The sequence below is a fragment of the Nocardioides sp. Z30_9 genome, from assembly GCF_058215735.1.
The window spans coordinates 35,550-62,037 of the sequence record NZ_JBZAJF010000002.1; the positions used below are offsets into that span (position 1 = coordinate 35,550).

27 protein-coding genes are annotated in these 26,488 nt (G+C 71.2%); 15 read left to right on the forward strand and 12 right to left on the reverse strand.

From position 1 onward, the window contains the following. The 5 genes from AC4BGB_RS10875 to AC4BGB_RS10895 all read left to right on the forward strand — a co-directional run bounded on the left by AC4BGB_RS10875 (position 1) and on the right by AC4BGB_RS10895 (position 3,622). Positions 1-816 carry an ATP-binding cassette domain-containing protein gene (locus AC4BGB_RS10875; protein ID WP_490546843.1) on the forward strand — a complete coding sequence of 272 codons (816 nt, stop codon included), beginning with the start codon at positions 1-3 and terminating at the stop codon, positions 814-816. Then, positions 813-1,253 carry a universal stress protein gene (locus AC4BGB_RS10880; RefSeq protein ID WP_490546844.1) on the forward strand — a complete coding sequence of 147 codons (441 nt, stop codon included), beginning with the start codon at positions 813-815 and terminating at the stop codon, positions 1,251-1,253. Before AC4BGB_RS10875 ends, AC4BGB_RS10880 begins: the two co-directional genes overlap by 4 nt. Then, complete coding sequence (locus AC4BGB_RS10885; protein ID WP_490546845.1) at positions 1,240-1,989, forward strand: sulfite exporter TauE/SafE family protein; 750 nt, start codon at positions 1,240-1,242, stop codon at positions 1,987-1,989. The genes AC4BGB_RS10880 and AC4BGB_RS10885 overlap by 14 nt, the downstream gene beginning before the upstream one ends. A 54-nt stretch (positions 1,990-2,043) precedes the next feature. Continuing rightward, complete coding sequence (locus AC4BGB_RS10890) at positions 2,044-2,802, forward strand: GntR family transcriptional regulator (RefSeq protein ID WP_490546846.1); 759 nt, start codon at positions 2,044-2,046, stop codon at positions 2,800-2,802. A gap of 82 nt (positions 2,803-2,884) precedes the next feature. Then, entirely contained in the window at positions 2,885-3,622 is a 738-nt protein-coding gene (locus AC4BGB_RS10895) for a hypothetical protein (RefSeq protein ID WP_490546847.1), read from the forward strand. A 22-nt stretch (positions 3,623-3,644) separates the two neighbouring features. Here AC4BGB_RS10895 and AC4BGB_RS10900 read toward each other — a convergent pair whose 3' ends face one another. Further along, positions 3,645-4,235, reverse strand: coding sequence for a TetR/AcrR family transcriptional regulator (locus AC4BGB_RS10900; RefSeq protein ID WP_490546848.1), 591 nt, complete (start codon positions 4,233-4,235; stop codon positions 3,645-3,647). Between the two features lie 25 nt (positions 4,236-4,260). On the opposite strand from AC4BGB_RS10900, the gene AC4BGB_RS10905 reads away from it, so the two are divergent. Beyond that, positions 4,261-5,178 (forward strand): alpha/beta hydrolase, encoded by a 918-nt coding sequence (locus AC4BGB_RS10905; RefSeq protein WP_490546849.1) that lies wholly within the window; start codon positions 4,261-4,263, stop codon positions 5,176-5,178. A gap of 11 nt (positions 5,179-5,189) precedes the next feature. Here the strand turns inward: AC4BGB_RS10905 and AC4BGB_RS10910 are convergent, their stop codons facing one another. From AC4BGB_RS10910 to AC4BGB_RS10935, 6 genes are all read right to left on the reverse strand, one after another. Continuing rightward, positions 5,190-6,854 (reverse strand): class I adenylate-forming enzyme family protein, encoded by a 1,665-nt coding sequence (locus tag AC4BGB_RS10910; protein ID WP_490546850.1) that lies wholly within the window; start codon positions 6,852-6,854, stop codon positions 5,190-5,192. Continuing rightward, positions 6,851-7,864: a cyclase family protein gene (locus tag AC4BGB_RS10915; protein WP_490546851.1), complete on the reverse strand. Its 1,014-nt coding sequence runs from the start codon at positions 7,862-7,864 to the stop codon at positions 6,851-6,853. Before AC4BGB_RS10915 ends, AC4BGB_RS10910 begins: the two co-directional genes overlap by 4 nt. 93 nt (positions 7,865-7,957) lie before the next feature. Continuing rightward, positions 7,958-9,235, reverse strand: a complete 1,278-nt coding sequence (locus AC4BGB_RS10920) for a hydroxyacid-oxoacid transhydrogenase (protein WP_490546852.1) — start codon at positions 9,233-9,235, stop codon at positions 7,958-7,960. 87 nt (positions 9,236-9,322) lie between these two features. Beyond that, positions 9,323-9,841 (reverse strand): TspO/MBR family protein, encoded by a 519-nt coding sequence (locus tag AC4BGB_RS10925; protein ID WP_490546853.1) that lies wholly within the window; start codon positions 9,839-9,841, stop codon positions 9,323-9,325. Beyond that, positions 9,838-10,773, reverse strand: coding sequence for an oxygenase MpaB family protein (locus AC4BGB_RS10930; RefSeq protein ID WP_490546854.1), 936 nt, complete (start codon positions 10,771-10,773; stop codon positions 9,838-9,840). The genes AC4BGB_RS10925 and AC4BGB_RS10930 overlap by 4 nt, the downstream gene beginning before the upstream one ends. Positions 10,774-10,803: 30 nt before the next feature. Beyond that, positions 10,804-11,256 carry a nuclear transport factor 2 family protein gene (locus AC4BGB_RS10935; protein WP_490546855.1) on the reverse strand — a complete coding sequence of 151 codons (453 nt, stop codon included), beginning with the start codon at positions 11,254-11,256 and terminating at the stop codon, positions 10,804-10,806. Positions 11,257-11,356: 100 nt separating this feature from the next. Here AC4BGB_RS10935 and AC4BGB_RS10940 point away from each other — a divergent pair, with 100 nt between their 5' ends. Next, the gene (locus tag AC4BGB_RS10940; RefSeq protein WP_490546856.1) at positions 11,357-11,653 is read left to right on the forward strand and encodes a type II toxin-antitoxin system VapB family antitoxin; all 297 of its coding nucleotides are present in this window, start codon (positions 11,357-11,359) and stop codon (positions 11,651-11,653) included. 5 nt (positions 11,654-11,658) lie between these two features. Beyond that, positions 11,659-12,171, forward strand: coding sequence for a LytR C-terminal domain-containing protein (locus AC4BGB_RS10945; protein WP_490546857.1), 513 nt, complete (start codon positions 11,659-11,661; stop codon positions 12,169-12,171). Positions 12,172-12,192: 21 nt separating this feature from the next. On the opposite strand, the gene AC4BGB_RS10950 is transcribed toward AC4BGB_RS10945, so the two are convergent. Beyond that, on the reverse strand, positions 12,193-13,692 hold the full coding sequence (locus tag AC4BGB_RS10950; RefSeq protein WP_490546858.1) for a potassium/proton antiporter: 1,500 nt from the start codon (positions 13,690-13,692) through the stop codon (positions 12,193-12,195). 185 nt (positions 13,693-13,877) lie between these two features. Between AC4BGB_RS10950 and AC4BGB_RS10955 the strand changes: the two genes are divergently transcribed. The 5 genes from AC4BGB_RS10955 to AC4BGB_RS10975 all read left to right on the forward strand — a co-directional run bounded on the left by AC4BGB_RS10955 (position 13,878) and on the right by AC4BGB_RS10975 (position 19,903). Next, positions 13,878-14,624, forward strand: coding sequence for a hypothetical protein (locus AC4BGB_RS10955; protein ID WP_490546859.1), 747 nt, complete (start codon positions 13,878-13,880; stop codon positions 14,622-14,624). Next, entirely contained in the window at positions 14,621-16,147 is a 1,527-nt protein-coding gene (locus tag AC4BGB_RS10960; protein ID WP_490546860.1) for a sensor histidine kinase, read from the forward strand. Before AC4BGB_RS10955 ends, AC4BGB_RS10960 begins: the two co-directional genes overlap by 4 nt. A 7-nt stretch (positions 16,148-16,154) precedes the next feature. Continuing rightward, positions 16,155-16,811, forward strand: a complete 657-nt coding sequence (locus AC4BGB_RS10965; RefSeq protein ID WP_490546861.1) for a LuxR C-terminal-related transcriptional regulator — start codon at positions 16,155-16,157, stop codon at positions 16,809-16,811. An 83-nt stretch (positions 16,812-16,894) separates the two neighbouring features. Beyond that, complete coding sequence (locus tag AC4BGB_RS10970) at positions 16,895-18,355, forward strand: FAD-binding protein (protein ID WP_490546862.1); 1,461 nt, start codon at positions 16,895-16,897, stop codon at positions 18,353-18,355. Between the two features lie 273 nt (positions 18,356-18,628). Beyond that, on the forward strand, positions 18,629-19,903 hold the full coding sequence (locus AC4BGB_RS10975; protein WP_490546863.1) for a GNAT family N-acetyltransferase: 1,275 nt from the start codon (positions 18,629-18,631) through the stop codon (positions 19,901-19,903). Between the two features lie 36 nt (positions 19,904-19,939). Here the strand turns inward: AC4BGB_RS10975 and AC4BGB_RS10980 are convergent, their stop codons facing one another. The 4 genes from AC4BGB_RS10980 to AC4BGB_RS10995 are packed head-to-tail and all read right to left on the reverse strand — an operon-like array spanning position 19,940 to position 23,531. Beyond that, entirely contained in the window at positions 19,940-20,860 is a 921-nt protein-coding gene (locus AC4BGB_RS10980; RefSeq protein WP_490546864.1) for an NAD(P)-dependent oxidoreductase, read from the reverse strand. Positions 20,861-20,870: 10 nt separating this feature from the next. Next, positions 20,871-21,911: an ABC transporter substrate-binding protein gene (locus AC4BGB_RS10985; protein WP_490546865.1), complete on the reverse strand. Its 1,041-nt coding sequence runs from the start codon at positions 21,909-21,911 to the stop codon at positions 20,871-20,873. A 22-nt stretch (positions 21,912-21,933) separates the two neighbouring features. Beyond that, positions 21,934-22,776, reverse strand: coding sequence for an ABC transporter ATP-binding protein (locus tag AC4BGB_RS10990; protein WP_490546866.1), 843 nt, complete (start codon positions 22,774-22,776; stop codon positions 21,934-21,936). Then, on the reverse strand, positions 22,773-23,531 hold the full coding sequence (locus tag AC4BGB_RS10995; protein ID WP_490546867.1) for an ABC transporter permease: 759 nt from the start codon (positions 23,529-23,531) through the stop codon (positions 22,773-22,775). Before AC4BGB_RS10995 ends, AC4BGB_RS10990 begins: the two co-directional genes overlap by 4 nt. A 64-nt stretch (positions 23,532-23,595) precedes the next feature. Between AC4BGB_RS10995 and AC4BGB_RS11000 the strand changes: the two genes are divergently transcribed. Together AC4BGB_RS11000 and AC4BGB_RS11005 are read left to right on the forward strand one after the other, a co-directional pair. Then, a complete protein-coding gene (locus tag AC4BGB_RS11000) occupies positions 23,596-25,032 on the forward strand; it encodes a lactate racemase domain-containing protein (RefSeq protein ID WP_490546868.1) in 1,437 nt (478 codons plus the stop codon). A 106-nt stretch (positions 25,033-25,138) separates the two neighbouring features. Further along, on the forward strand, positions 25,139-26,302 hold the full coding sequence (locus tag AC4BGB_RS11005; RefSeq protein ID WP_490546869.1) for a pyridoxal phosphate-dependent aminotransferase: 1,164 nt from the start codon (positions 25,139-25,141) through the stop codon (positions 26,300-26,302). Positions 26,303-26,488: the final 186 nt, after the last annotated feature.

Sequence of the window (26,488 nt, forward strand, 5' to 3'; positions counted from 1 at the left end):
ATGACCGACACCATCACCGAGCACGCCGACGAGACGCTGAGCCAGGGCGAGCCCCTGGTGGAGATGAAGGACGTCGGCAAGAGGTACGGCGCGATCCGGGCCCTGCGCGGCATCAACCTGACCGTCCGCGCGGGAGAGGTGACCTGCGTGCTCGGTGACAACGGAGCCGGCAAGTCGACCCTGATCAAGATCATCTCGGGCCTGCACCCCTACAACGAGGGCATCCTCGAGGTGGACCGCAAGGAGGTGCACTTCTCCTCACCGCGCGAGGCCCTGGAGCACGGGATCGCGACCGTCTACCAGGACCTGGCGGTGGTCAGCCTGATGGAGGTGTGGCGCAACTTCTTCCTGGGCTCCGAGCTGACCAAGAGCCGGGTCCCGCTCTCGGGCCTGAAGGTCAAGGAGATGAAGCGGATCGCCGACGAGGAGCTCCGCAAGATGGGCATCGTGGTCAAGGACATCGACCAGCCCATCGGCGAGCTCTCCGGCGGCCAGCGGCAATGTGTGGCCATCGCCCGGGCCGTGTACTTCGGCGCCCGGGTGCTGATCCTCGACGAGCCGACGGCCGCCCTGGGGGTCAAGCAGTCCGGGGTGGTGCTGAAGTACACCGCCGCAGCCCGGGACGCGGGCCTGGGCGTCGTGTTCATCACCCACAACCCCCACCACGCCCACCTGGTCGGCGACCACTTCGTGATCCTCAAGCTGGGTGAGGCGGTGCTCGACAAGAAGCGCAGCGAGGTCACCCTCGACCAGCTGACGCGTCAGATGGCTGGCGGCGACGAGCTCACCGAGCTCTCCCACGAGCTGCACCGATGACCGTCGCGGTGGCACACCAGGTCTCGGAGACCGCTCGCCTCGCGTTGTCGCACGCGGTCCAGGAGGCGGTGTTCCGGGGCACCGACCTCGCCGTGCTGCACGTGGTCGACTCCGGGATCGACGCCGACCGCGAGGACGCCTACCGCGCGGGTGTCTCCGACGACATCGAGCGGGTGGTGGGCAAGGACGTGGAGATCAGCTGGCAGCTCCACCTCGCGACCGGGAGCCGGGACGACGTCGGCCAGCTGATCGTCGGCCTCGCCGACCGGACCCGGGCGGACCTCCTCGTCCTGGGCGCGCGGCGGCGCTCCCCGGTCGGCAAGGCGCTGCTCGGCAGCGTGGCGCAGACGATCATCCTGGAGGCCAACGTCCCCGTCCTCGTGGTGAAGGCACCCCAGAAGAAGACCCAGTCGCAGGGCAGCAGTGGGGCCCGCTGAGCTGACGCTCGGCGGGTGGTTGTGGCTGGCGGCAGCTGCGGTGCTGGTGGGCATCGCCAAGACGGCCGTCAGCGGGCTGGGGTCGGTCGCCGTGGTGATCTTCGCCGCCGTGCTCCCGGCCCGGGAGTCGACCGGCGCCCTGCTCCCCCTCCTGGTGTGCGGCGATCTCGTCGCTGTCACCTGGTACCGCCGGCACGCCCGGTGGAGCACCATCTGGCGACTGCTGCCCGGGGTGGCACCGGGCCTCCTGCTGGGGGCGTGGTTCCTGCACGTGGTCGACGACGAGGTGATGCGGCGCACGATCGCCGTCATCCTGCTGGTGATGTGCGTGCTGCAGCTGGGCCAGCTCACCCGTCGCACGGCACCCCTGGCCGGCGTACGGCCGCACCGGCTGACCACGGTCGCGGCCGGCGCGGGCGCCGGGTTCGCCACGATGACGGCGAACGCCGCGGGCCCGGTGACCACGGTCTACCTCGTCCGTGCCGGCTTGCCGATGGTCCAGCTGGTCGGTACCGGCGCCTGGTTCTACCTGATCGTGAACCTCGCGAAGCTGCCGTTCAGCGCGGGCGTGGGAGTGATCACCCCGGCCACGCTCGCCCGGGACGCGACCCTCGTCCCGGCACTCCTCCTCGGCGCGGCGGTGGGGATCGGGGTGCTGGGACGCCTGCGTCAGCGACAGTTCGAGGTCGCGGCCCTGCTGTTCTCCGCGGCCGCGGCGGCGTTGCTGCTCGTGTGACGGCGCTTGCGACACCCTCAGCCTTTGACAGTTAGTTCTGACATAATGAGCTCCATGTCCGTGTCAGCTCCCCGTGTCGACTCGCTGCCCCGCTTCGCGGTCGACCGCACCAGCCCGGTCCCCCTGTACTTCCAGGTGGCGCAGCACCTCGAGGACGCCATCCAGTCCGGTGCCATCCCCACCGGCACCCTGTTCCAGAACGAGGTCGACCTCGCGGCCTCGCTCGGCCTGTCCCGGCCAACCATGCGCCGGGCGATGCAGCACCTCGTCGACAAGGGCCTCGTCGTACGCCGGCGCGGCATCGGCACCCGGGTGGTGCAGCCCAAGCTGCGGCGGTCGCTGGAGCTCTCCAGCCTCCACGACGACCTCGCCCGTGCCGGCCGGACGCCCACGACCGAGCTCTTGGCCTTCGACCGGGTGGAGGCGGCCGACACGGTCGCCGAGCGTCTCGAGGTCCCCGAGGGCACCACCGTCCTGCGACTGGTCCGGCTGCGCCGGGCCGACGGCGAGCCGATCGCCCGGCTGACCAACTACCTGCCCGAGCAGGTCGCCGGGTTCGACGAGGCAGACCTCGTCGAGCACGGCCTCTACGACCTGATTCGCCAGCAGGGCATCTCCCTGCACTCGGCCACCCAGACGCTCGGCGCGCGGACCGCCACCGCCGCCGAGGCCCGGCTGCTCGACGAGCCCCGCGGCAGCGCGCTGGTGACGGCGCAGCGCGTGACCTACGACGACGGGGGCGTCGCGGTCGAGTACGGCACCCACATCTACGCGGCCAGCCGCTACACCTTCGAGATCAACCTGCTCACCTGAGAGGCCCCTCACCAGGCGAGCCAGCTTCAGCCCCAGCCGCAGCCCATGACGTGCGCCTCTGCGAGAAGGAATAGTCGTACCCATGGCTGATCGGCCGGGCCAGGAGCCTGAATATCTCGACCAGGTCGCGGAGCGCGTTGACGCGACGGTGGCTGCGGTGGCGGCCGGCTCCACGGGCCCGGACGGCGCCTGGCCGGTGGACGTCCTCAACCCCGAAGCGGGTCACCACCACATCACTGTCGACCCCGGGGAGCTCCGGGCGGCCCTGCGCGCCGGGGAGCAGAGCCGACGGCGTTTCGCCTACTACGAACGCAGGTACGGCGAGCGAGGGCGGCGCTTCACCCAGAGCGACAGTGCCTGGATCGTCACCCTGGTCACACAGCCCCGAGACATTGCCGAGGGCCAGCTGCGCTGGCTGGGTGCGCTGCTCGCAGCTCGGGGGATGCCCCGCTGGCTCCTGGAGGAGCACCTCGCCGTGCTGCACTCCGAGCTGGTCCGGGGCCTGCCCGACCGTCCGGCGGCGTACGACGAGCTGCGCCGCGTCTCGGTGGTGCTCCGGGACGAGCGACTCAGCCACCTGGACGCGGAGACGACCTCGGCACTCGTGCGGGACTTCGACCGTCGCGTCGACCCGGCCCCCGTGACCGGGGTGCCCGAGGCCGGCTCACTCCTGGTCGCGGCCGTCGCCGACGAGCTCGCGGGAGTGGACCGGGCCGTCGAGAGCCTGCTGGCCTGGCTCGCCGATCCAGCGCGCTTCCCCGAGCGGTGGGTCACCGCCGCGACCGCGGTCGTCGCGGCCGCACGCGAGGCGGGCAGCTGACCCGAACCCGGGTGCGCACGGCTCACCTCGAGGGTCTCGCCGAGAGCGACTCCAGCGCCGCCTCGACGGTGCGGTCGACGATGGTGTCGTCGACCGGCGGCAGGCCGGGCAGGACGGCCCTCATCAGGATCGGTCCGGTGAGCAGGTCGCAGATCCACTCCCAGTCGTCGTACGGCGCGATCTCGCCACGATTCGCGGCCCGGCGCAGGATGGCCGCGGTCGCGGCCCGTCGGGGCTCGAGGAACGTGTCCACGAAGGCATCGGCGAGAGCAGGCTCGGCCCGCAGGGCCACGAGGAGGCCGGGCAGTGCCCCGGTCACGACGGGGTCCACGAAGAGGTCACGTTGATGGCGCTGGAGCGCCTCCAGGTCGCCGCGCAGCGTCCCGGTGTCGCGCGTCGGGTCAGCACCGAAGCGCCCGACCAGGGCCGCGACGACCAGCTCGGCCGCGTTGCGGTGGCGGCGGTAGATCGTGGGCTTCGTGGTGCCGGCACGTTCCGCGACAGCGCTCAGGGTCGCGGCGGCGTACCCCCCCTCCGCGAGGAGCTCGCAGACCGCCTTCAGCACCGCTTCGTCGATGCGTGCGTCCCTTGGCCGACCACTCTTGACCACCATAGTTTACGCATCGTAACGTAATGAAATGACGACCACCGCGACGACCCGCGAGACCCACACCTTCGAGGGAGTCGACGGGGTCCCCCTCCACTGCTGGGTGCACCGTCCGGCCGCGCCGCCCTCGGGCCGGTTGCCCGTCGTGGTCCTGGCGCACGGCATCGGCGGGGTCAAGGCAGCGGGGTTGGCGCCCTTCGCCGAGGCGTTCGCCGCAGCCGGTCACGTCGCCCTCACCTTCGACTACCGACACTGGGGCTCATCCGGCGGGGAACCCCGCGAGATGCTCTCGATCAGGGCCCAGCTCGACGACTACCGCAGCGCCCTCGCCCATGCGCGGACCCTGCCCGACGTCGACCCGAACGCGGTCTTCGTGTGGGGCACCTCCTTCGCAGGGATGCACGTGCTCGAGCTCGCCGCCTCCGAGGACGGCCTGGCCGGGGCGATCGCGCAGTGTCCTCTCGTCGATGGGGTGGCCGGCATGGTGAACATCGCGCCGATCACCGGGCTCCGCCTCACCGCCTCGGCCGTGCGGGACCGCGTGGGTGCAGCCCTGGGCCGTGAGCCGCGCTACCTGACCCTGATCGCGGCACCCGGCGAGCAGGGCGTCATCACCACACCTGACGGTCTGCCCGGACAGGCCCAGATCGCCCCTCGTGACGGATCACCCTGGCCGAACCGGATCACCGCCCGCAGCCTGCTCGACGTGAGCTTCGCCCGACCGGTTCGTCGGGCCCGGCATGCTCGTTGCCCGCTGCTGCTCGTGGTGGCCGAGTCCGACTCGATGGCGCCGGTGGCTCCGGCCCTGCGCGCAGCGGCACGCGCTCCGCGAGGCGAGCTCTACCGCAGTGCAGGCGGTCACTACGACGTCTACGAGGGCGGAGCCGACCACGCCAACGTCCTCGCCGTGGAACTCGGCTTCCTCGCCAGGCACGCCTCCCGCACCTGAGGGCTGCCGCCTCAACCGAGCTGGTCGCGCAGCTCGCGGCGCAGGATCTTGCCGGTGGTGGTCTTGGGCAGCTCGTCGACGAACTCGACCGAGCGCGGGTACTTGTACGCCGCCAGCTGCTCCTTCGCCCAGGCGATCAGCTCCTCCTCGCTGAGCTGCTTGCCGGGCTTCAGGGAGACGAAGGCCTTCACGCTCTCCCCGCGGTACTCGTCGGCCACACCCACGACGGCGACCTCCCGCACGGCCGGGTGCCCGTAGAGCACGTCCTCGACCTCACGGGGCCAGACCTTGTAGCCGGACGCGTTGATCATGTCCTTCTTGCGGTCGACGAGGTAGAACCACCCCTGCTCGTCCATGAACCCGACGTCGCCCGTGCGCAGCTCCCCGCCGGGCAGTGACTCCTCGGTGGCCTCCGGCTTGTCCCAGTAGCCGGCGATCACCTGGGGCCCCGAGGTGCAGATCTCGCCGAGCTCGCCGACCGGGGCCTCGTTGCCCTCCTCGTCGCGGATCCGGACGACCGTGCTGCACACCGGCACGCCCACCGAGAGCGCTCCGGTGTTGGGGTCCACCGGCGCCTCGACGCCCCGCGGGACCGCGTGCGAGGGCGAGTTCGTCTCGGTCAGCCCGTAGATGTTGTGGATGTAGAGACCGGTCTTCTCCTGGAACGACTTCGCCACCGCCGGGGAGATCGGGGCTCCGCCGGAGTAGACGGTCCGAAACGACGACCAGTCGTCGCGGTCCGACCCCTCGATGCCTCCGAGCGCGATGAAGACCGTGATCGCCCCGACCGTGAAGGTCGGGCGCTGCTCCCGGATCGTGTCCAGCACGACGCCGGGCTCGAACCGGTGCGCCAGCACCAGCGGGCATCCGGTGAGCAGGGCGACCCCGACGTGCCCGACCAGGCCGGTGATGTGGAACAGCGGCGCGATCCCGAGCACGGAGTCGTCGGGGCCCAGGCCCATCCAGTCCCGGTAGACCTGGGAGTTGAACGCGAGGTTGGCGTGGCTGTTCATCGCCCCCTTCGGGACCCCCGTGGTGCCCGAGGTGTAGGTGAGCATCGCGACGTCCTCGCCCTTGATCGAGACGGGCGGCGGGCTCTGTCCGTCGTACTTCTCGAGGAGCTGGGACAGGTCGGAGGTCTGCTCGTCGCGGATGCGCTCCATCCCCCCGAACAGCCGCTCGTCGTCGCGCCCCTGGCCGTCGAGGGCCGAGCAGGTGATCACCGTGCGCACCCGCACCTCGTCGGCGTCCACGACCCCGCGGCCGACGTCACGCCACAGGTCGTCGAGGCAGAGCATCGCCGTGGCGCCGGAGTCGGCGAGGAGGTAGGTCAGCTCTCGCGACTTGTTCATCGGGTTGATCGCCACCCCGGAACCGCCGGCCTTCCAGGCGGCCAGCAGCCCGAGCACGAACGCAGGGTTGTTCTGCACGTAGACCGCCAGCCGGTCCCCTGCCGCGAACCCCTCCTCGCCCAGGGCCACCGCGAGCGCGTCCGACTGCCGGTCGAGGTCGGCGAAGGTGAGGTCGGTGTCGAAGTAGCGGATCGCGACCGCCTCGGGGTCCCGGGCCACCGTGGTCCCGAACAGCCCAAGCATGTCGGCGTACTCCTGCTCGAGGTCAGCGGGTACGCCGTCCTGGTAGAGCTTCAGCCACGGGCGGTCGTCGTAGACACTCACTTGATCGCGAGGGGGTTGACCGGTGAGCCGCTGGCCTCGTGCACCTTCAGGGGTGCCGCGGCGTAGAGGAAGGTGTACTGCTTGTCCTCGGCGCAGGAGGCCGCCAGCTTCTCGAGGTCGCAGATCTCGGTGAGGGTGATCCCGAGGTTGCGCATCAACGCGCAGTGCAGCGGCAGCGCGGTGCCGTTGTTGGGGTCGTAGGTGACCTCGTTGGCGATCGTGTCGGTCACCAGGTTCGGGATCTCCATGTCCTGGAACCACTGCACCAGCTCCGGGCTGTAGACCAGCCCGGCCTCGCAGAAGTCCTCGTAGAACGCGTCACCGAGCTCGAAGAACTGCTGGAGGAAGTTGGTGCGGATCACCAGGATGTCGTGCGGCTCGATCGTGACGCCCTGAGACTCCGCGCAGGCCATCAGGTCCTCGTGGTTGAAGGTCTCGGCCTTGTCGAGCATCTCCTTGCCGCGGAACCGCGCCATGTCGAGCAGGATCCCGCGACCGACCACGCCGCGCTCGGCGATGGGTGCGACGCTCGCCTTGTCGAGTCCCCCGACAGTGGTGCGGGCCTCGTAGCCGTTCCAGATCTGCCCGCCGTACCAGACGTGGCCGAGGGCGTCGTACTGAGTGGAGCCCTGCAGGAAGGCCGAGATCTTGTCGTCGGCGTAGTGCAGCCCGCCCGGGAACGCGGGAGCCTCGTCGCTGTCCCAGCTGGACTCGTCGAGGACCATCGTCTTCTCCGCCGGGGTCCGCCCCGGCCACACCGGGTCGCCCTTGGGGTCGCCGATCAGACGCTGGAGGGTGAACACCGTGCCCGAGGTGATGTGCCGGACACCGCGCATCACCTCATCGACCGTGAGGTAGTTCAGCGCCCCGACTTCGTCGTCGTCACCCCACTTCCCCCAGTTGGTGGGAGCGTCCTTGAGCAGCTCGGTCATGTCGGGTGCGTCGGTCATCTGGCCCTCCATCTGGCGGCCGGAGTCCGCCAGCTCGTGGCAGTTGTGGGGTGTGATCACCGTCACACGCGCTCGCGCGGGCTGTCAACGAGTCGGGTCAGCAAGGTTCCCCGGCCCCCGATCCGGCCCCCGGCCCGGCCCTCGACCCGGGGCTCACCAGAGCTGCAGCGAGCCTCGGAACACCGAGGCCAGGACGTCCTCGTCCACGTCGCGGGGGCAGGTCGCCAGCAGGCGCTGCTGCTTCATGCTGCCCTCGACGAGGTCGTCGATGTCCGCGGCCTCGAAGCCCACCGCCGCGATGCCGTTGGGGATCTCGATGTCGTGCATCAGGGAGATCACCACGTCGGCCAGGGTGTTCTCGTCGCCCTTCTCGGGATCGACCGAGGGGTCCAGGAGGTGGGCCGCCCGGAGATGCCGCTCAGGCGAGGCCTCGAAGGTGAACCGGAACGCCTCGGGTGCGGTCAGGGCAACCGACATCCCGTGCGGGACCATCGCCTCGTCGCCCGGGTACTGCGGCGGGTGGTAGCCAGTGACCCGGCCCGCGATCGGGTAGCCGTTGGCGTGCGGGATGTGCACCCCGGCGTTGCCGAACCCCATCCCCGCGAACGTGGCCGCCAGCGCCATGTTGGTGCGCGCCTCGCGGTTGTCGCCCTCGTGCACGGCCGTGCGGAAGGACTCGCCCAGCAGTCGCATCGCCTTCTCCGACCACATGTCCGCGATCGGGTTGGAGCCGCAGTAGGGGACCCGCTGCTCGGGGCGCTTCTTGTCATAGCTGGTGTAGGCGCGCGCCGTGTAGCTCTCCAGCGCGTGGCAGAGGATGTCCATCCCCGAGGACGCCGTCACCATCGGCGGCTGGGTCATGGTCAGCTCCGGGTCGATCACCGCCAGGGCGGGCCGCAGGCGGGGGTGGCTGATCCCGGTCTTCACCTTCAGGCTGAGCACGTCGAGCACGCACACCGTGGTGCTCTCCGCGCCCGTCCCCGCGGTCGTGGGTACGGCGACCAGCGGCTTGAGCACGTTGACCGGCGCCTTGCCCTCCCCGACGGGTGCGTTGACGTAGTCCATCAGCTCGCCGGGGTTGTTCATCAACAGGTTGATCGCCTTGGCGGTGTCGATGCTGGACCCGCCGCCCACCGCGACGTAGGCGTCGAAGTCGCCCTGGTCGCGGGCGAAGGCGATGGCGTCGCGCATGCTCTCGTCCGTCGGCTCGACCCGGGCACCGTCGTAGAGCACGGCCTCGATCCCGAACCCGCTCATCTGCTCCGCGACCCGGCCCGGCAGCCCGGTCTTCGCGAACTCGGCGTCGGTGACCACCAGGACGCGGGACGCACCGAGCTGGGAGAGGTCGTAGCCGATCTCGTCCGAGGCGCCCGGGCCGAACTTCAGCTGGGGGGCGCCGTAGGTGAAGACTGTCTCGGCTGTGCTCGTCATGTCGCTCTCCTCCGATGGGGTTCCTCGTGTCACCTAACCACTGGGCCCAGGTGTTGGCGAGGGTCGGGACGCCCCGGAGCGCGAGAGCTAGGAGTTGCGCCGTGCGATGGCGCTGTTGAGCACCGTGGCGAACCCGCACCAGGCCGGGTACGGCGCCAGCGCGGCACCCAGCGCCGGATCCACCGCGGCGACCCGCCGGGTCAGCGCCCCCGAATGGGCAGCGAGCACGCCGCACCACGCCGCCGAGAGCCACGGCCGGCGCACCCGCCAGAACAGCACGCTCCAGCCGGTGTTCAGCACCAGGTTGGTCGCGAGCGCCCGTCGCAGCGCGGCCACCTCGTCGTTGCGTCCCTCACCCTCGAGGATGGTCAGCGCGGCGGCGGTGGTCACCGCGATGTCGGCGTACAGCGGCGTCCAGACGAGCGGGAACACGATCGGCGGCGGGTCCCAGGACGGCTTGTCCAGCCCGGCGTACCAGTCGCTGTCAGGGGTGGTCGCCGCAGCGCCGAGCGCCGCGCTCACCCCGGCAGCGGCTCCGGTGCCGGCCAGGTTGCGCAGGCCCCGGGCCCGCCCCGGTCCCCGGGTGAGCTGCGTCCACGCGCTCACCGCGAGGCCTGCTCCGTGACCTCGGCGCCGGCTCGGTCGGCCGTGTCCCCGGGCGCCCGGTCCTCGAGCCCGGCCATCCCCCACCGCACCAGGGAGGTCGACAGCGAGCCTGCCCGCGAGGCCAGGGCGACGCCCGGCCCGTAGACCGGCAGCCGGAGCCCGGTCCGGGCCCAGGCCGGGAGCAGCGCCACGCCGCCGGCCGCGATCAGTGCGTACCCCGGCCGTGCGACCAGCGGCACCGGCGGGTTCAGCAGCATGAACCTCGTCGCCTCCCGCGCGGCCGCGGTGCTGGCCAGCTCGGGGCGGTACGCCGCGATCACCTCGTCGAGCTCGGCGACCGTGCTCGGCAGGTCGGTGGCGCCGAGCAGGGTGGCCGCGACGTTGGCCTGCTCGACGTAGAGGTCGGCCTCGCCCGGGGTCAGCGGCTGGGCCGAGTAGGCCTGGAAAGCGCGCAGGAACGACCAGATCTCGGCCACGTGCACCCAGCGCAGGAGGTGGGGGTCGCCGGCCGCGTAGGGACGGCCCCGCTCGTCGGTCCCCCGGACGAACCGGTGCACCGAGCGCACGTGCTGGATGGACCTCTCGGCGTCGGCCACGGTGCCGAACGTGGTCACGGCGAGGTAGTGGCTGGTGCGCTGCAGCCGCCCCCAGGGGTCGCCCTTGTAGCCGCTGTGGCCGGCCACCCCGGCCATCGCGGACGGGTGCAGCGACTGGAGCAGCAGCGCACAGATGCCGCCGGGGAACATCGCCGCGTCGGCGTTCACCCGCCAGATCGGGTCCTCGCTGGTGAACCAGCGCTCGCCCTCGCTGCCCCAGATCCTCCGCGCCCGTTCGGGGGCGTCGTCCCCGGCGACCCGGGAGCGCAGCGCCAGGCCCAGCCGGCGCTGGACGGAACGGGTGGCGGACGAGGCGATCAGGCGAGGTGGGACCACGTGCTCGACACTAACCAGCCGCCACAACGCTCAGGCGTCGTACGCCGTGCCGCGCTTGACCTGGTAGGAGGTCAGGTCGGCCGTGGACATGCTCATCTCATAGGTACGCCGGTAGCCGGTGTGCGCGATCCGCCAGCCGTCCGGCGTACGCACGTAGCGGTCGGTGTAGAACGCGGCCCCCTCCAGCACGAAGTCGAGCTCGGGGACGATCACCTTGTCCTCGAGGTACCAGACCCCGGTCGCCTCGTCCCCGTCGACGACGACCTCGGGGTGGTGGGCGTGGTGCATCGAGATCAGCCCCTCGCCGAGGTTCTCCCGCATGTAGGAGACCAGCGCGTCGCGGTTCTCGAAGACGAGCCCCGCGTAGTCGCAGGTCACCTCGGGCAGGAAGCACTCGGCGTACTCGTCCCACTGCTTGAGGTCGAGGGTGCGCAGGTAGCGGTACTTGAGCTGCTTGATCTGCTCGATGTCGTCGTGGGTCACACGATGCTTCTACCACTCAACGGCCACGATCGGAGCAGATCCGGCCTCGGGTCCTGGTCAGGAGCCCGGCCGGGGACCGGTCGCTGGATAGGGTGGCGGCGTGATCTTCAAGCGCGTGGGGGACGGACGTCCGTACCCGGACCACGAACTCGGGCCCCGCGAGTGGGCGTCCCTGCCTCCCCGCCCGGTCCGCCTCGACGAGCTGGTGACCACCAAGGACACCCTCCAGCTCGCGACGCTGCTCGACGAGGACTCCACGTTCTTCGGCGACCTGTTCGCCCATGTCGTGGAGTGGCGCGACGACCTCTACCTCGAGGACGGGCTCCACCGTGCCCTGCGGGCGGCCCTCCAGCAGCGCCACGTGCTGCACGCACGCGTCTTCGTGGCGGGGGACTGATCGCGGTGCGCGGGCGCAAGCTGACCACGGCGGTGACCATGACGGTCCTCGTGGCCGTCCTCGTCGCGATGGCGGTCTTCGGGTTCCAGGCCCTGACCCAGCCGGTGGACCGGCCGACGGCGGTCGAGACCTGCTCGGAGGTGGAGAAGGAGGTGCAGGACTTCCTGCGGCGCAGCGAGGTCCAGGTGAGCGTCTTCAACGCCGGCACCAAGAAGGGTCTCGCCAGCACGACGCTGGCCCGGGTCGAGGCGGCGGGCTTCCGCGCCGGCGAGGCGGGCAACGCGCCCCAGAGCGCCGAGGTCCCCCGTGCCGTCGTCTGGACCACCGAGCAGGACGACCCGGCCGCCGCGCTGGTGGCCCGCGCCCTCGGGCGCCGGGTCCAGGTGGAGATCACCGAGACCGATCTCGGCCCGGGGGTCGACGTCCTCGTCGGGGACCGCTTCCGCGGACTCGACCCGAAGGCGCCGCGAAAGATCCGGCTGGCCGAGCCGGTCGAGACCTGCGTCCCGGTCGACTGAGACCGGAGCGGGCCCGAGCCCTCAGCTCGGCGCCTGCTTGCCGTACCACTGCGCGAGGCGGCCGCCCACCGATACCGCCCGGAGGCGCTGCTCGGTGGCCTCCCTGCCCCGGCGGGGGGTGACCACGAGGACGTCGTCACCCCGGCGCAGGACCGTACGCCGCTCGGGCACCAGGGTCTTGCCCGCCCGCACGATCAGGGCCACCGAGGAACCGGGCGGGAGCCGGAGCTCGCCCACCTCGACACCGTGCATCAGCGACTCCGGGGAGATCGTCAACTGCAGCAGGTCGGCCGCCACCCGCTCCAGCGGCGCGGCCTCGACCTCGAGGTCGCGGGGCTCGTTGCGCCGGGCAACCCGGAGCAGCTTCGCGGCCAGGGGCAGCGACGGAGCCGTGAGCAGGGTGTAGATGACCACGAAGACGAAGACGATGTCGAAGAGCTGCGTGGCACCGTCGATCCCCTCCGAGAGAGGGATGGTCGCCAGGACGATCGGGACGGCCCCCCGCAGTCCCGCCCACGAGATGAACGCCAGCTCGCGCGCGCGCATCGGCTGCACCATGGCCGAGACGGCCACCGAGATCGGCCGGGCCAGGAACGTCAGGGCCAGCCCGGCGACCACGGCGGTGAGGACGGTGTTGAAGTCGATCCGGCTCGGGGTGGCCAGCAGGCCGAGCATCACGAACAGCCCGATCTGGGCCAGCCAGGCGACCCCCTCGGAGAAGGACCGGGTGGCCGCGCGGTGCGGCAGGTCGGCGTTGCCCAGGATCAGCGCCGCGACGTAGACCGCCGCGAAGCCCGAGCCGTGGAGAGCGGCCGACCCGGCGTAGGCCAGCACGGTGAAGGAGAGCACGGCGAGCGGGTAGAGGCCAGAGCTCGGCAGTGCCGAGCGGCGCAGCAGCCAGGCACCACCGAAGCCCACCACCAGCCCGCCCAGGACGCCGACGCCCAGCTCCAGGACGATCTCGCCGAGGAAGCCGAGCACCCCGTGACCACCGCCGACGCTGACCAGGGTCACCAGCACCACGGTCGGCGCGTCGTTGAGTCCTGACTCGGCCTCCAGGGAACCGGTGAGCCGGCGCGGCAGTGGCACCCGCCGCAGCACGGAGAACACGGCCGCCGCGTCGGTCGGGGAGGTGATCGCCCCGAGCAGCACCGAGAGCTGCCAGCTCAGGCCGAGGACGTAGTGGCTGAAGACCGTCATCACGATCACGCTCACCGCGACGCCCACCGTGGCCAGGGAGACCCCGAGGCGCATCACCGGGCGGATCTCGGGCCACTGGGTGGTGAGGCCGCCTTCGGCCAGGATCAGGATCAGGGCCGCGAACCCGAGCGCATGGGCGAGCTCGGCGTCGTCGAACTTCAGCCCCAGGCCCGAGGAGCCCAGGGCGACGCCCATCAGCAGGTAGAGCAGCAGGCTGGGCAGGCCCACACCCACGCTGAGCCGCACCGCCAGGATGCCCAGCAGGAGCACACCGGTCCCGACCAGGAGCACCTGGTCGAGCGTGTGTACGTCGAGCGTCATGAGGGCCCTCGGCGGTCGGTGGCGGAGTGCCCGAAGTCTATGGTCGCGGGGGGACCGAGACCGGCGGTGGACGACGTGGCGGGCAGGTGGCCTGCCACTTCGGTGAGGGTACCGGCCCCGCGGCCTCCGACGGGTTCTGGACAGCTGCTTCCGCGTGGCCCCGTGCGCTGACACGATCCTTGGGCATGGCCGGGACCTGGCTGCTGTGGACCGCGGGCGACGGGCCTGCGACCACTGCCCTGCGCAGCGGGCTCAACCGGATGCTCGGTGGCCTGCTCCTCCTGTCCGGGGTCGTCTGCCTCTCCGGGACGTGGCAGCTCGCCCTGGCCCCGGACCGGCTGGCAGCCGCGGCCGCGAGCGCCCTGCTGGGGATCAGCGCCGTACGTTTCCTGCGTGGTCCCGTGGTCGTCGCAGACCTGGTCCCGGCGGGGATCGCGGTGGTCGTCATCGTGCCCTCCGCCGATCCCACCGGTCCGGGCCCCGGCTTCACGGGTCACCTCGTGCTCACCCTGTGGCTGCTCGCCGTCGTGGCGAACCTGCACCCGCGGGTCGCGCGGTGGGTGCTCGCCCTCTCCGCCCCGACCTACCTGCTCGTGTACTGGGTCGGGGCCGGCGACTCGGTGGCCACCGTCGCCGGCCTGGTGATCCTGGACTTCGGGATGTGCATCGCCGGGATCGCCTTCCTGGGCGCCCTCGTGCGCAGCTCACGGTTGCGCGACGAGCTGGCGGAGCAGGCGACGGCGCTGGAGATCGCGGCCGCGCTGCGCGAGCTCGAGCAGACCTCCGGGAGTGCTGTGCGACGGCTCCTGCACGACGAGGTGATCAGCGCGCTGCGCGCGATCGCCGACCTGCCCCCTGAGCGGCAGGACCAGGTCCGTCAGGTCGCCGGCAACGCAGTCGCGGCCGTCCGCGGGCAGGTGGCCGAGCCGTGAGGGACCACGCCGGCCGCACCGAGTCCTGGCGGCGGCTGGCCGCGGCGATGACACACGACGCCGGCATCCCGGTCGAGACGCACCTCCACGTCTCGGCTCCCCGCGAGGGCGTCCCCGAGGACGTGCTCGACGCGCTGGTCGGCGCGGCTCGCGAGTCGCTGCGCAACGTCGCACGTCACGCGGGAGTGGGCCGGGCAGAGCTCGTCCTGCACGCCACCTCACGCGGCATCGGGGTGGAGGTGACCGACCAGGGGCGGGGGCTGCCCGCCGAGGCCCCCCACGGCTACGGCCTCAGCGAGTCCGTCCTCCGCCGGATGGAGCAGGTGGGGGGCAGCGCGGAGATCGGACCGGGCAGGAACGGTGCCGGCACACGCGTGCGGCTCCGCTGGCACGCCTCGGAGGAGACCCACGACGAACGGATCCGACGGGCGTACGCCCTCACCATGACCTCGACGGGAGGGGTGTCGATCCTGGCGATGGTGGCCGGACCGATGCTCGCGGCCCAGGTCACGGTCGCCGGGGGCGTCATGCTCAGCACCGCCGGGCACTGGACCGCCCACCAGTGGGCGACGCCGGGCGTCGTGGTCGCCCTCGTGGCCGCGACGATGGTCGCGAGGGGCCAGCTGGAGCGAGGGGCGCCCAGCCTGCTGGGGCTGACCGGGTGGGGCCTGGCGATGGCGGTCACGACCGCCACCGGACTCTGGGTCGCCGGTCCGGGGGCGATGGCCACGATCGAGTCCTTCGTGGTCGGGTTCGCGTGCCTGCCGCTGCTCTTCTTCGCCTGCGTGGCCCCGGTGCGATACGCACCGCTCCTGATCATCCCCGTGTTCGCGGTGGTGGCGCTGGACCCGCTGGTCGAGGTGCTGGACGCCCTCGGCTGCTTCACCCCGGCCGTGCTCGGTCCCGGCGCAGCGGCCGGCACCGGCGCGCTCATGCGCCGCTCCGCGGCGCAGACCGAGGGCCAGCGCGCCCGGGTCGTCCGCGCCCACCGGGAGGCGCAGCAGGTCGAGTACCTCGCGCGTGCGCGCAGCCAGTACCTCCACCACACCGAGGAGCGCATCCTGCCGTGGCTGGAGGAGGTCGCGTCCGGTGGCGCCGACTGCACCTCGGCCGCAGCCCGGGAGCGGGCGCGGCTGCTCGGCCTCGAGGCGCGCGACGACCTCTACGCTCCCGGGTTCTTCGACGGCGAGCTCCGCGAGCTGGTGACCGAGTACCGCCGAGGCGGCGGCGAGGTGGTCGTCCGCTCGGGGGTCGCCCCCGGTGCCTCCGAGAGGACCTCGGGCCGGGTGCTGCGTGGCCTCGTCGAGACGCTCCCGCCGTCGTACCGGCTCACGATCTCGGCGCAGCCCGGGACCGACGAGCTGCGGCTGGCGGTGGTCCCCGCCCTCCCCGCGGCCGTGCGGGCGCAGGTCGCGGGCCTCCCCCCGCGTGCCTTCATCACGGGCGACGGGTTCGTGACCGTGGTGCGCTTCCCCGACGTCCCCCTGAGTGGGGATCCCCGTGCGGTCACCGAGCAGGTATGACGTAATCGTGACCTCTCTCCCCCACCCCGGCCGGACGAGCCTGGTCGTGATCGACAACCACCCCACGATGCGGCGTGGGGTGGAGGCGCTGGCAGTCGAGCACCCTGAGCAGTTCGCGGTGGTGGGGTCCTACGACGACGTGAGCCAGCTCGACCTCGAGCGCGACCCGGCACCGGACGTGGTCGTCCTCGACCTCCGGCTCGGGCGCGACGACGTGCTGTCCACACCCTCGATCCCGAGCCTGCGGGAGTGGGGGGCGAAGGTCCTGCTGCACACCTCCGAGGAGAGCCCGGTCCTGCTCCGTGACGCCGTCGCCGCCGGTGCGAACGGACTGGTCCTCAAGAGCGACCGGCCCGAGTCGCTGCGCGAGGCGCTGCTGGCGATCAGCACGGCGGAGTACGTCGTCTCCAGCACCCTGGCCCAGGCGCTGCTCGAGGACCCGGGCCTGACGGCCGGGCTGACCCCCCGCGAGGTGGAGATCCTCCAGGCCGTCGACGACGGCCTGGCCCACAAGCAGATCGCCAGCAGGCTGGGGATCAGCCCAGAAACCGTCAAGAGCCACCTGAACAACGCTTGCCTGAAGTACCGCGAGCTCGGCCGCCAGGTCACCAACACCATCTCGGTGGCGAGGATGGCGCGCGACGACGGCTGGTTCGGCGCCTGAGCGGACGCCTCCGGCTGCCCGACGTCCGAACCTGCGGCGACCAGCCTGCTAGAACTTGTTCTAGTTTGTTCTACACTCCGCCCATGAGCCTCGACCTCCCCGCACCGCTCCCCGAAGCCGACGTGGACACCTGGAGCGACGAGACCGACGTCGTCGTGGTCGGCTTCGGCATCGCCGGCGCGTGCGCGGCGCTCGAGGCCGCCCGCGCGGGCGCCAGCGTGATCCTGCTGGAGCGGGCCGCGGAGTACGGCGGCACCAGCGCCATGGCCGGCGGTCACTTCTACCTCGGCGGCGGGACCGCGGTGCAGCAGGCGGTCGGCGTCGAGGACTCCGCCGAGGAGATGTTCAAGTACCTGATGGCGGTCAGCCTGGACCCCGACGAGGACAAGGTGCGGGCGTTCTGCGAGGACAGCGTCGAGCACTTCGAGTGGATCGAGGCGCTCGGGATGACCTTCGAGCGCTCGCTGTACGAGAAGAAGGCCGTGATCCAGCCCGGCACCGAGGGCCTGATGTTCACCGGCAACGAGAAGGTGCACCCGTTCCGCGACCTCGCCAAGCCGGCACCGCGCGGCCACAAGGTCCCCAAGCCCGGCGACACCGGCGGCGCGAAGATCGTGCTCGACCTGCTGGCCGAGCAGCTCACCAAGGCCGGCGTCGAGGTGCGCTACGAGACCGGCGCCAGCCAGCTGGTCGTGATGGTCGGTCCGGAGGGTGGCGGCAGCGTGGTCGGCGTCGCCTGGCGCCGGTTCGAGGAGCGCGGTGCCATCCGGGCCCGCTCGGTGGTGATCGCGGCCGGGGGGTACGTCGGCAACGAGACCATGGTCAAGGAGTTCACCCCCCAGCTCGGCTCCAAGCTGTTCCCGCTCGCCTCGACCTACGACGACGGCCTCGGCATCCGGCTCGGCGCCTCGGTCGGGGGCGAGCTGCGGTGCATGGACCAGGCGTTCATCACCGCCCCGTTCTACCCGCCCTCCAAGCTGGTCACCGGCCTGGTGGTGAACAAGGAGGGCAACCGGTTCGTCGCCGAGGACTCCTACCACTCGCGCACCTCCGGCTTCGTGATGGACCAGCCCGGCCAGGCGGCGTACCTGATCGTGGACTCCAACCACATCGAGCACCCCGACTTCCCGCTGTGCCCGTTCATCGACGGCTGGGAGACGCCCGAGGAGATGGAGCAGGGACTCGGGATCCCTGAGGGTGCGCTGCAGGCGACGCTGGCGGCGTACAACCAGAACGCGGCGCGCAAGGAGGACCCCGAATTCCACAAGCACCCCGACTGGCTCGAGCCGCAGGACACCGGGCCGTGGGGCGCCTACGACCTGACCCTGGGCAAGGCGATGTACGCCGGGTTCACCATGGGCGGCCTCAGCGTCAGCGTGGACGGGGAGGTGCGCCGCGAGGACGGCTCCGTGGTCACCGGGCTGTACGCCGCGGGCGCCTGCGCGGTCAACATCGCCAAGGACGGCAAGAGCTACGCCTCCGGGACCCAGCTGGCCGAGGGCTCCTACTTCGGCCGCAGGGCCGGACGCCACGCCGCCTCCTGAGCTCCGTCTGCTCGATCCACCCAAATCGGGGATGCCCCGGCTCCCCGACAACGACCTAGGTTCATCAGGACAACGAGAGGGGGGACGTTGTTGAGGTGTGGCGAGTGCTCGCGCTTCCTGGTCGACTGCGTGGTCTGCAAGGGAGGACGCCTGCCGCACGTCGACTGCGACGCGTGCGCGGGCACCGGCTCGGTGTGCCCGCTGCACGGCCTCACCCGGCCCCGCGAGCGGTGACGGTTTGGAGCCACGGTCGTCCTCGGCTGGAATGAGGGGATGGCCAACCCGCCCGCGCAGCAGCCCAGCACCGCTCCCCACCTCGTCGAGCCCCGGCTCGAGAACGTCACCGACGCGAGCTTCCAGGAGTACTGCGCCGCGGTCTCGCGGGGGTTCCAGGAGACCTACCACCCCGAGACGCTGGACCTCGACCGCGCGGTGTTCGACAACGACCGGACGTTCGGGTTCAAGGTCGGCCCGCGCTGGGTCGCGACCTGCGCCGACTTCGCCCGCAGCCTGACGGTGCCCGGCGGGGCCCAGGTCCCCGTGGCGGCCGTGACCGTGGTGACCGTGCACCCGCCGTACCGCCGGCGCGGGCTGCTCACGGCGATGATGCGCCACCAGCTCGAGCAGGTGGCCGGGCGCGGCGAGCCGCTGGCCGCGCTGTGGGCCTCGGAGTCCCTGATCTACGGGCGGTTCGGTTACGGCCCGGCCGTCAGCAGGAGCGTGCTGTCCGGCAGCACCCGGAGCCTCGGGTACCTGCCCGGCAGGGCCATCGCGGGATCCAGCGACGAGGTGAGCCGGGAGCAGTACCTTGCGGCCGCACCCGCCCTGCACCAGGCGATGCGCAAGGAGCGCCCGGGGGCGATGAGCCGCGATGACACGGCATGGCAGCTGGCCCTGTTCGACCTCGAGTTCGCCCGCCGCGGGTCCTCGGAGCTCCACTACGTCCTGCACTACGGCGAGGCCGGCGACCCGGACGGGTTCGCGACCTACCGGTTCAAGGAGAAGTTCGGGGAGGACCCCGAGGGGGAGGTCCAGATCAAGGACCTGTGGGCCGAGGACCCGCAGGCGTACGCCGGCCTGTGGCGCTACCTGCTCGACCTCGACCTGGCGCGGACCTTCCAGTGGTGGAACGGGGCGACCGACGAGCCGCTGCGCCACCTGGTCGCGGACGCCCGGGCGGTGCGGACCTCGGTCACCGACAGCCTCTACGTCCGGGTGGTCGACGTCGCGACAGCCCTCGCCGCGCGCGAGTACGCCGCGCCGGTGGACGTGGTGATCGCGGTCGAGGACCCGCTCCTGCCCGCCAACACCGGCTGCTACCGGGTGCGGGCCGGATCGCACGGGTCACCCGCCGAGGTGACCCGGGTGGACACCGACCCGGACATCTCGATGGGCATCCGCGAGCTCGGGACGGTCTACCTCGGCGGCGTACCCCTCGACCAGCTGCACCGCGTCCGCCGGGTCACCGAGCACACCCCCGGCGCCGTCGCCGCCGCCTCGGCAGCATTCGGCTGGTCGCGCGCGCCGTGGTGCCCCGACATGTTCTAGAGCCGCCCTGCGTTGCAAGCAGGAGTCGGGTGCTGCCTAGTCGGTGGTTCCCCGGCGGGCCTGCTGGCCGAACTCCTCCTCGAGGAGCCGGAGCACGGCGACCGAGTCCTCGGCGCCGTGGCCGGCGACCACGGCCCGGTCGTGCAGCTCACAGGCGGCCAGGCCCACCGACAGCTCGAGGCCGAGGCCCGCGGCGAGCTGGACGGCGAGGTCGTTGTCCTTGCGGACCAGGTCGAGGGAGAACGTCGGGGTGAAGTCGCCGTCCACGGCTCGCGGGGCGATCGAGCGGAACAGCCCGCTGACCGTGGCGGCGCCGGAGTCGACGACGGTGTCCACGAAGACACCGGGGTCGAGCCCGGCCGCCTTCGCCAGCAGCAGCGCCTCGGCCGTGACCGCGTTGATCACGCTGAACATCAGGTTGTTGGCCACCTTCAAGGTGGCGGCCGCGCCGACGTCCCCGACGTGGACCACCTTCTTGGCCAACGGCTCGAACACGTCGGCCACGGCGACGTACGCCGCAGCGGGACCGCCCATCGGGATGGTCCACGCGCCGACCACCTCGGGACGACCGAGCACCGGGGTGTCCAGGTAGGTCGTCCCCGCCCCGAGGGCGAGGGCCGCGATCCGACGAGTGTCGTCGGGGCCGATCGTGCTGGTGTCGAGGATGAGACGTCCGGGCGCGGAGGCGGCGATCTCCTCGACCACCTGCTCGACGATCTCGGCCGACGGCAGCGACAGCAGGATGGTCCGGCACTCCTGGGCGAGCTCGGCGACCGAGGCGGCGACGGTGACTCCGTCTCCGGCCGCGCGCTCACGGGCGGCCGGGACCGCGTCGTACGCCCTGACCGGACGCACGCCGGTGAGCGTGCGCGCGATCGGCAGGCCCATGGCGCCGAGGCCGACGACCCCGACCGGGAACACCCGGGCGGGGCCGTCGACTGCAGAGGCAGTGGTCACTGGGCTGTCCTCATTGTGACTGGGCCACCTCGATGAACAGGCTGGTGTCGAAGAACTCCTTGGGGTCGACGAACTTCGGGACGCCACCGAGCTCGACGTAGGCCTTCTCCGCGTCGCCGACCCACTTCAGGACGTCGCCGTTCTCGTAGGCGGCCAGCCACTCGTCGTTGGTGTAGTCCTTCTGGAACTCCACCTGGTGCTGCAGGTCGGTGAGCTTGGCCGCGTCCTTGTAGCCGATCTCGTGGACCTTCTCCAGCGATCCCTCGGGGTCGGCGCGGAAGGCCTCGTTGATCTTCAGCCAGGCGCCGATGATCTTCTTGATGGTCGGCTTGTTCTCGGCGTACCAGTCGTTGTTGGCGATCCAGCCGTCACCGACGCCCGCGTCGGGGTAGTTGCCGGCGTTGTCGATCTCCTTGGCGCCCTTGCCGGACTCGTTCACGCGGAGGTCGAAGGGAACCCACAGTGCGATGGCCGGGACGCTGCCGCCGATGAAGGCCTGCACGGCGTCGGGCATCTTGGCGTTGACGACCTCGACGTCCTCGCGGGTCAGCCCCGCCTTGGTCAGTGCACGGTGCAGGTAGATGTCAGCGGTGGTGCCGGTCGTGGTGATGACCTTCTTGCCCTTGAGGTCCTCAATGGAGTCGATGCCGCTGTCCTTCTGCACGAACAGGCGCGCCGTGGCGGTCTCACGCGAGTTCAGCATGAAGATCTTGCCCTGCCCCTGGGCCGGGAAGTTCGAGGTGACGCCACCCATGATCGCGACGTCGATGCTGCCGCCGGCGAGGGCCTGGCTGAGCTCGATGCCGGTGTCGAACTGGGTGGTCTTGAGCTTCAAGCCGGCGTCGGCCCACTGGCCCTCAGACTGCCCCAGCCACAGCTTGTCGTCGACCGCGATGGTGTGCAGGTAGCCGATCCTGACCTCCTCGGCACCGGAGTCGGCCTTCGCGGCGTCCGTGTTGTCACCGCCCTCGTCGAGCGCTCCGCAGGCAGCCAGGATCAGGGCGAGTACGGCGACAAAGGCCGTCCCGATCAGTCGTCGCAGGATTGTCATCGTCGTTCCTTCTCTCGGTGGTTCACACGGGTTCTTGGTTGAGGGGGCTGCCGGGCGTGCTGGCGGCGGAGCTCCTGACCGGGCGGCCGGCCATCGACCGCATCACCTGCTCGAGGTGCTTGCGCACCTCGATGAAGGCGGGTGTCGTCCGCGACTCCGGCGTGCGCGGCCACTCCACGTCCACGGGGACGATCTCGTGGACGGACGTGGGCCGGTTCCCGAGCACGACGATGCGGTGGCTCAGGAAGATCGCCTCCTCCACCGAGTGCGTGATCAACATGGCCGCACGCCGGTCCTGCTGACTTGTCTCGTGCAGCAGCTCCTGCATGAACTCGCGCGTCTGGGCGTCCAGGGCGGCGAACGGCTCGTCGAGCAGCATCACGTCGGGGTCGGTGGCATAGGCGCGGGCTAGCGCGACCCGTTGGCGCATCCCGCCCGAGAGAGTCTTGGGCAGCGCCTTCTCGAAGCCGCGCAGGCCCATCAGGTCGACGTACTTCGCCACCACCTCGGCGATCTCCGCGCGTGGGCGCTTGTTGCCCTTCAGCGTCAGCCCGAACGCGATGTTCTTCTCCACGGTGAGCCACGGGAAGATCGCGTACTGCTGGAAGACGACTCCGCGGCGGGCATCCGGTCCGGTGACCTGCGTGCCGTCGACCTCCACCAGGCCGGACTCGGGCCGAAGGAATCCCGCAGCCAGGTTGAGCAGGGTGGACTTGCCGCAGCCACTGGGGCCGAGCACGCTGACGAACTCCCCGGACCCCACACCGAAGCTGACGCCGTCGAGCACCTCGCGGCGCTTCTTCCCGGTCCCGAACCCGAGGCGTACGTCGGAGAAGCGGATGCGCTCCTCGTTCAGGTTGTTCATCGGACCACCCGCTCCTGCCAGCGCACGGTTCGCGCCATCGTCAGCTGCACGACCCGGTCCATCAGCAGGGCGCAGATGCCGATCAGGATGATCCCGGCGAAGACCTCGTCCTGACGGAAGAAGTTCTGGGCATCGCGCATCATCCAGCCGAGCCCCCGTTGGGCCGCCACCAGCTCGGCCGCCACCACGGTCGCCCAGCACACGCCGAGCGCGACCCGGACGGCGACGAAGATCTGCGGCACCGTGAGGGGGACGACGACGCGGTGGAACAGCTCGAACTGGGTGGCCCCGAGCGCCCGCGCCGCGCGAACGTAGACGTCGTCGACCGCGGTCACGCTCTCGTAGATCACGATCACCGCGGAGAAGAACGCCGCGTAGACCAGCAACGAGATGCGTGCCGACTCACCGATGCCGAGGTAGACGATCACCAGCGGGATCAGCGCGAGCGGCGGCAGCGCGCGGAAGAAGCTGACCAGCGGGTCGAACATCTCGCGCACCGGCCGGAACCACGCGAGGGCGAACCCGACGGGGATGGCGGCCGTGCAACCGATGGCGATCCCGATCAGCACCCGGAGCACGCTGAGCCGGGTGTCGAGGAGCAGCCCGTCGCTGGAGCTCAGGCCCGCGACGAGCTTGTCCAGGACCGCCGCCGGGCTCGGCGTACGGTCATCCACGGTGCTGGCGATCCACCAGACGCCGATCGCCAGGGCGACCCCCAGGACCGGCAGCACCACGCGCCGTACGGTGACCAGCACCAATGCCTCCCCCTGATATACAACAATTTCAGTGCACAATAGGGCCCACCCAGAGGAAAACTGCATGCGACTCGCCATCGAGTACGGCGACGGACACGTCGACGTCGAGCTTCCGGACGACACGACCGTGATCTCCCCGGACCACGCTCACCTGCTCACCCACCACGAGCCGACCCCGTTGGCGGACCCGGTGGCCGCGACCCGTGAGGCGCTGGCGAACCCGCTCGGCACCGGCCCGATCGGCGACCTGGTCAAGCGCGGCTCGACGGTGACGATCGCCTTCCCCGACCGGGTCAAGGGCGGCGCCCAGGCCACGGCACACCGCAAGGTGGTGATCCCACTGCTCCTCGACGAGCTCGAGGCGGCCGGCGTACGCACCTCCGACATCAGGCTGGTCTGCGCGATCGGGCTGCACCGCAAGAACCGGCGCGAGGAGTTCCTCGACTACCTCGGCCAGGAGGTCCTCGACCGGCTCCCCGCCCACCAGGTCGTCAACCACGACGCCGAGGACCCTGCCGGGATGGCCGACCTGGGGCTCTCCGCGCTGGGCGACCCGGTGCAGGTGAACAGCGCGGTCGTCGACTCGGACCTGTCGATCATGATCGGGCACACGGCGGGGAACCCGTACGGCGGCTTCAGCGGCGGCTACAAGATGCCGGCCACCGGACTCACCTCGTGGCGCTCGATCGCCTCCCACCACGCGCCGAAGTCGCTGTACCGCGACGATTTCGTGCCGGCCTCGACGCGCAGCCACTTCCGGGACCAGCTGACCGCGATCGGGCAGGGCATGGAGGCGCGGATGAGCCAGCCGTTCTTCACCGTCGACGCCGTGCTCGACTCCCGCTCACGCCAGCTCGGGGTCGCTGCGGGGCTGATCCCCGAGGTGGAGCAGGCGACCTGGCCGCTGGCGAGCCAGCGCACGGACCTGGTGGTGACCGAGGAGCCCGCCGACGTGCTGGTGGTCGGGATCCCCCGCAACTTCCACTACGGCCCGGGCATGGGCAGCAACCCGATCCTGATGATGCAGGCGATCGGGTCCTCGCTCGTGCGCGCCAAGCGCGCCTTGGTGGACCGGCCCATCGTGATCGCCGCGGCGGTGTGCGACGGCTGGTTCAACGACCTGGAGTTCCCGCCGTACAAGGCCGCCTTCGACCTGCTGCAGCAATGCCAGCACCCCGCCGACATGGTCGCGCACCAGGAGACGCTGGCGACCGACCCGGAGTGGGTCTACCGCTACCGCCACCACTACGGCTACCACCCGTTCCACGCGTTCTCGATGATCTACGTCGGCGGCATCGCCCGCGACCACTCCAGCGCGGTCTACATCGCCGGAGCCAAGCGCCCCGACCTGGCCCGCGCGATGGGCGCCCGCACGACGCCCACCGTCGAGGAGGCGCTGCGCGAGGCCGAGGCCTCCATCGGGCGCCGGCCGCGCGTGCTCGCCGTACCCGCTCTGTCGAAGCCCGCGTTCCACCTCGCGACCGGGGGCGGAACCACCTGACCCGCATGTAAATCGGGGTTATGGACGCTCATCAAGGCTCCTGCCGGGCTCCGACCGTCCATAACACCGCGTTACATGCCCGATGCCGCCCACCTAGCCTGAGTCCATGACCTCTCGACTCCAGGTGGCGCAGCGTGCCGACGTGCCTCCCTTCCACGTGATGGACCTGCTCGCGGCGGCGCAGCAGCGCCAGCTAAGCCACGGCGACCTGGTGAACTTCGTCGCCGGCCAGCCCTCGACCGGCGCCCCGGCGGCGGTGCGCGAGGAGGCGAAGCGGCTGCTCGACGAGGAGACCCTGGGCTACACGGTGGCCACCGGCGTACCCGCGCTGCGTGAAGCGGTCGCGGCCCACCACCACCGGGCCAGCGGGATCGAGGTCGGCCCGGACGACGTCGTGATCACCACCGGGTCCTCGGGCGGGTTCCTGCTCGCGTTCCTCGCGGCCTTCGAGGTCGGCGACCGGGTGGTGATGGCCCGGCCCGGCTACCCCTGCTACCGCAACGTGCTCACCGCCCTGGGCTGCGAGGTCGTCGAGATCGAGTGCGGCCCCGAGACCCGGTTCCAGCCGACGGTCGAGCAGCTGGACGCGATCGAGGGCCCGGTCGCGGGCCTGGTGATCGCCTCCCCGGCCAACCCCACCGGCACGATGCTGATGGCCGAGGAGCTCGCCGCGATCGCACGCTGGTGCGAGGACCGCGGCGTCCGGCTGGTCAGCGACGAGATCTACCACGGCATCACCTACGACGGCTCGCAGTCGCAGAGCGCCTGGCAGACCTCGCGCACCGGGGTGGTGTTCGGCTCGTTCTCGAAGTACTTCTCGATGACCGGCTGGCGGCTCGGCTGGATGCTGGTCCCCGAGGACCTGCGCCGCCCGATCGACGTCCTCACCGGCAACTTCACCATCTGCCCGCCGGTGCTGAGCCAGTACGCCGCGATCGCGGCCTTCACCCCGGAGTCCTACGCCGAGCTGGACGGCCACGTCGCGAGGTACGCCGCCAACCGCGCCCTGCTCCTCGACGGCCTCCCCCGCCTCGGCATCGACCGCCTCGCCCCCGCGGACGGCGCCTTCTACGTCTACGCCGACATCGGCCACCTCACCACCGATTCGCACGCGTGGTGCCTGCGTCTGCTCGACGAGACCGGCATCGCCACCGCCCCGGGCATCGATTTCGACACCCGCCGCGGCAACGAGTTCGTCCGGATCTCCTTCGCCGGCAGCGCAGACGAGATCACCGAAGGGCTGGAGCGGCTCGGGCGCTGGCTGGGGTGAGGGGGGTGCGGGGCGGCCACTTCCCCGCAATTGCTGGCAGATGTCACGTCTCGCAGCGAGACGGCTGCCATTTCCCAGCAATTGCGGGGAGATGACACCCCAGCTCACGCCTGGGTGATCGCGCTCCGGCCCACGGCGAGCCACACCCCGGCGACCAGGAGCCCGATCGCGGAGGCGAACGGGAGC

Excerpts from the sequence above, each read along its gene's own strand:
- AC4BGB_RS10875 (WP_490546843.1), top strand. The coding sequence starts at position 1 with ATGACCGACACCATCACCGAGCACGCCGACGAGACGCTGAGCCAGGGC.
- AC4BGB_RS10880 (WP_490546844.1), top strand. The coding sequence starts at position 813 with ATGACCGTCGCGGTGGCACACCAGGTCTCGGAGACCGCTCGCCTCGCG.
- AC4BGB_RS10890 (WP_490546846.1), top strand. The coding sequence starts at position 2,044 with ATGTCCGTGTCAGCTCCCCGTGTCGACTCGCTGCCCCGCTTCGCGGTC.
- AC4BGB_RS10895 (WP_490546847.1), top strand. The coding sequence starts at position 2,885 with ATGGCTGATCGGCCGGGCCAGGAGCCTGAATATCTCGACCAGGTCGCG.
- AC4BGB_RS10900 (WP_490546848.1), bottom strand. The coding sequence starts at position 4,235 with ATGGTGGTCAAGAGTGGTCGGCCAAGGGACGCACGCATCGACGAAGCG.
- AC4BGB_RS10905 (WP_490546849.1), top strand. The coding sequence starts at position 4,261 with ATGACGACCACCGCGACGACCCGCGAGACCCACACCTTCGAGGGAGTC.
- AC4BGB_RS10920 (WP_490546852.1), bottom strand. The coding sequence starts at position 9,235 with ATGACGAGCACAGCCGAGACAGTCTTCACCTACGGCGCCCCCCAGCTG.
- AC4BGB_RS10950 (WP_490546858.1), bottom strand. The coding sequence starts at position 13,692 with ATGACGCTCGACGTACACACGCTCGACCAGGTGCTCCTGGTCGGGACC.
- AC4BGB_RS10955 (WP_490546859.1), top strand. The coding sequence starts at position 13,878 with ATGGCCGGGACCTGGCTGCTGTGGACCGCGGGCGACGGGCCTGCGACC.
- AC4BGB_RS10970 (WP_490546862.1), top strand. The coding sequence starts at position 16,895 with ATGAGCCTCGACCTCCCCGCACCGCTCCCCGAAGCCGACGTGGACACC.
- AC4BGB_RS10975 (WP_490546863.1), top strand. The coding sequence starts at position 18,629 with ATGGCCAACCCGCCCGCGCAGCAGCCCAGCACCGCTCCCCACCTCGTC.
- AC4BGB_RS10985 (WP_490546865.1), bottom strand. The coding sequence starts at position 21,911 with ATGACAATCCTGCGACGACTGATCGGGACGGCCTTTGTCGCCGTACTC.
- AC4BGB_RS10990 (WP_490546866.1), bottom strand. The coding sequence starts at position 22,776 with ATGAACAACCTGAACGAGGAGCGCATCCGCTTCTCCGACGTACGCCTC.
- AC4BGB_RS11000 (WP_490546868.1), top strand. The coding sequence starts at position 23,596 with ATGCGACTCGCCATCGAGTACGGCGACGGACACGTCGACGTCGAGCTT.
- AC4BGB_RS11005 (WP_490546869.1), top strand. The coding sequence starts at position 25,139 with ATGACCTCTCGACTCCAGGTGGCGCAGCGTGCCGACGTGCCTCCCTTC.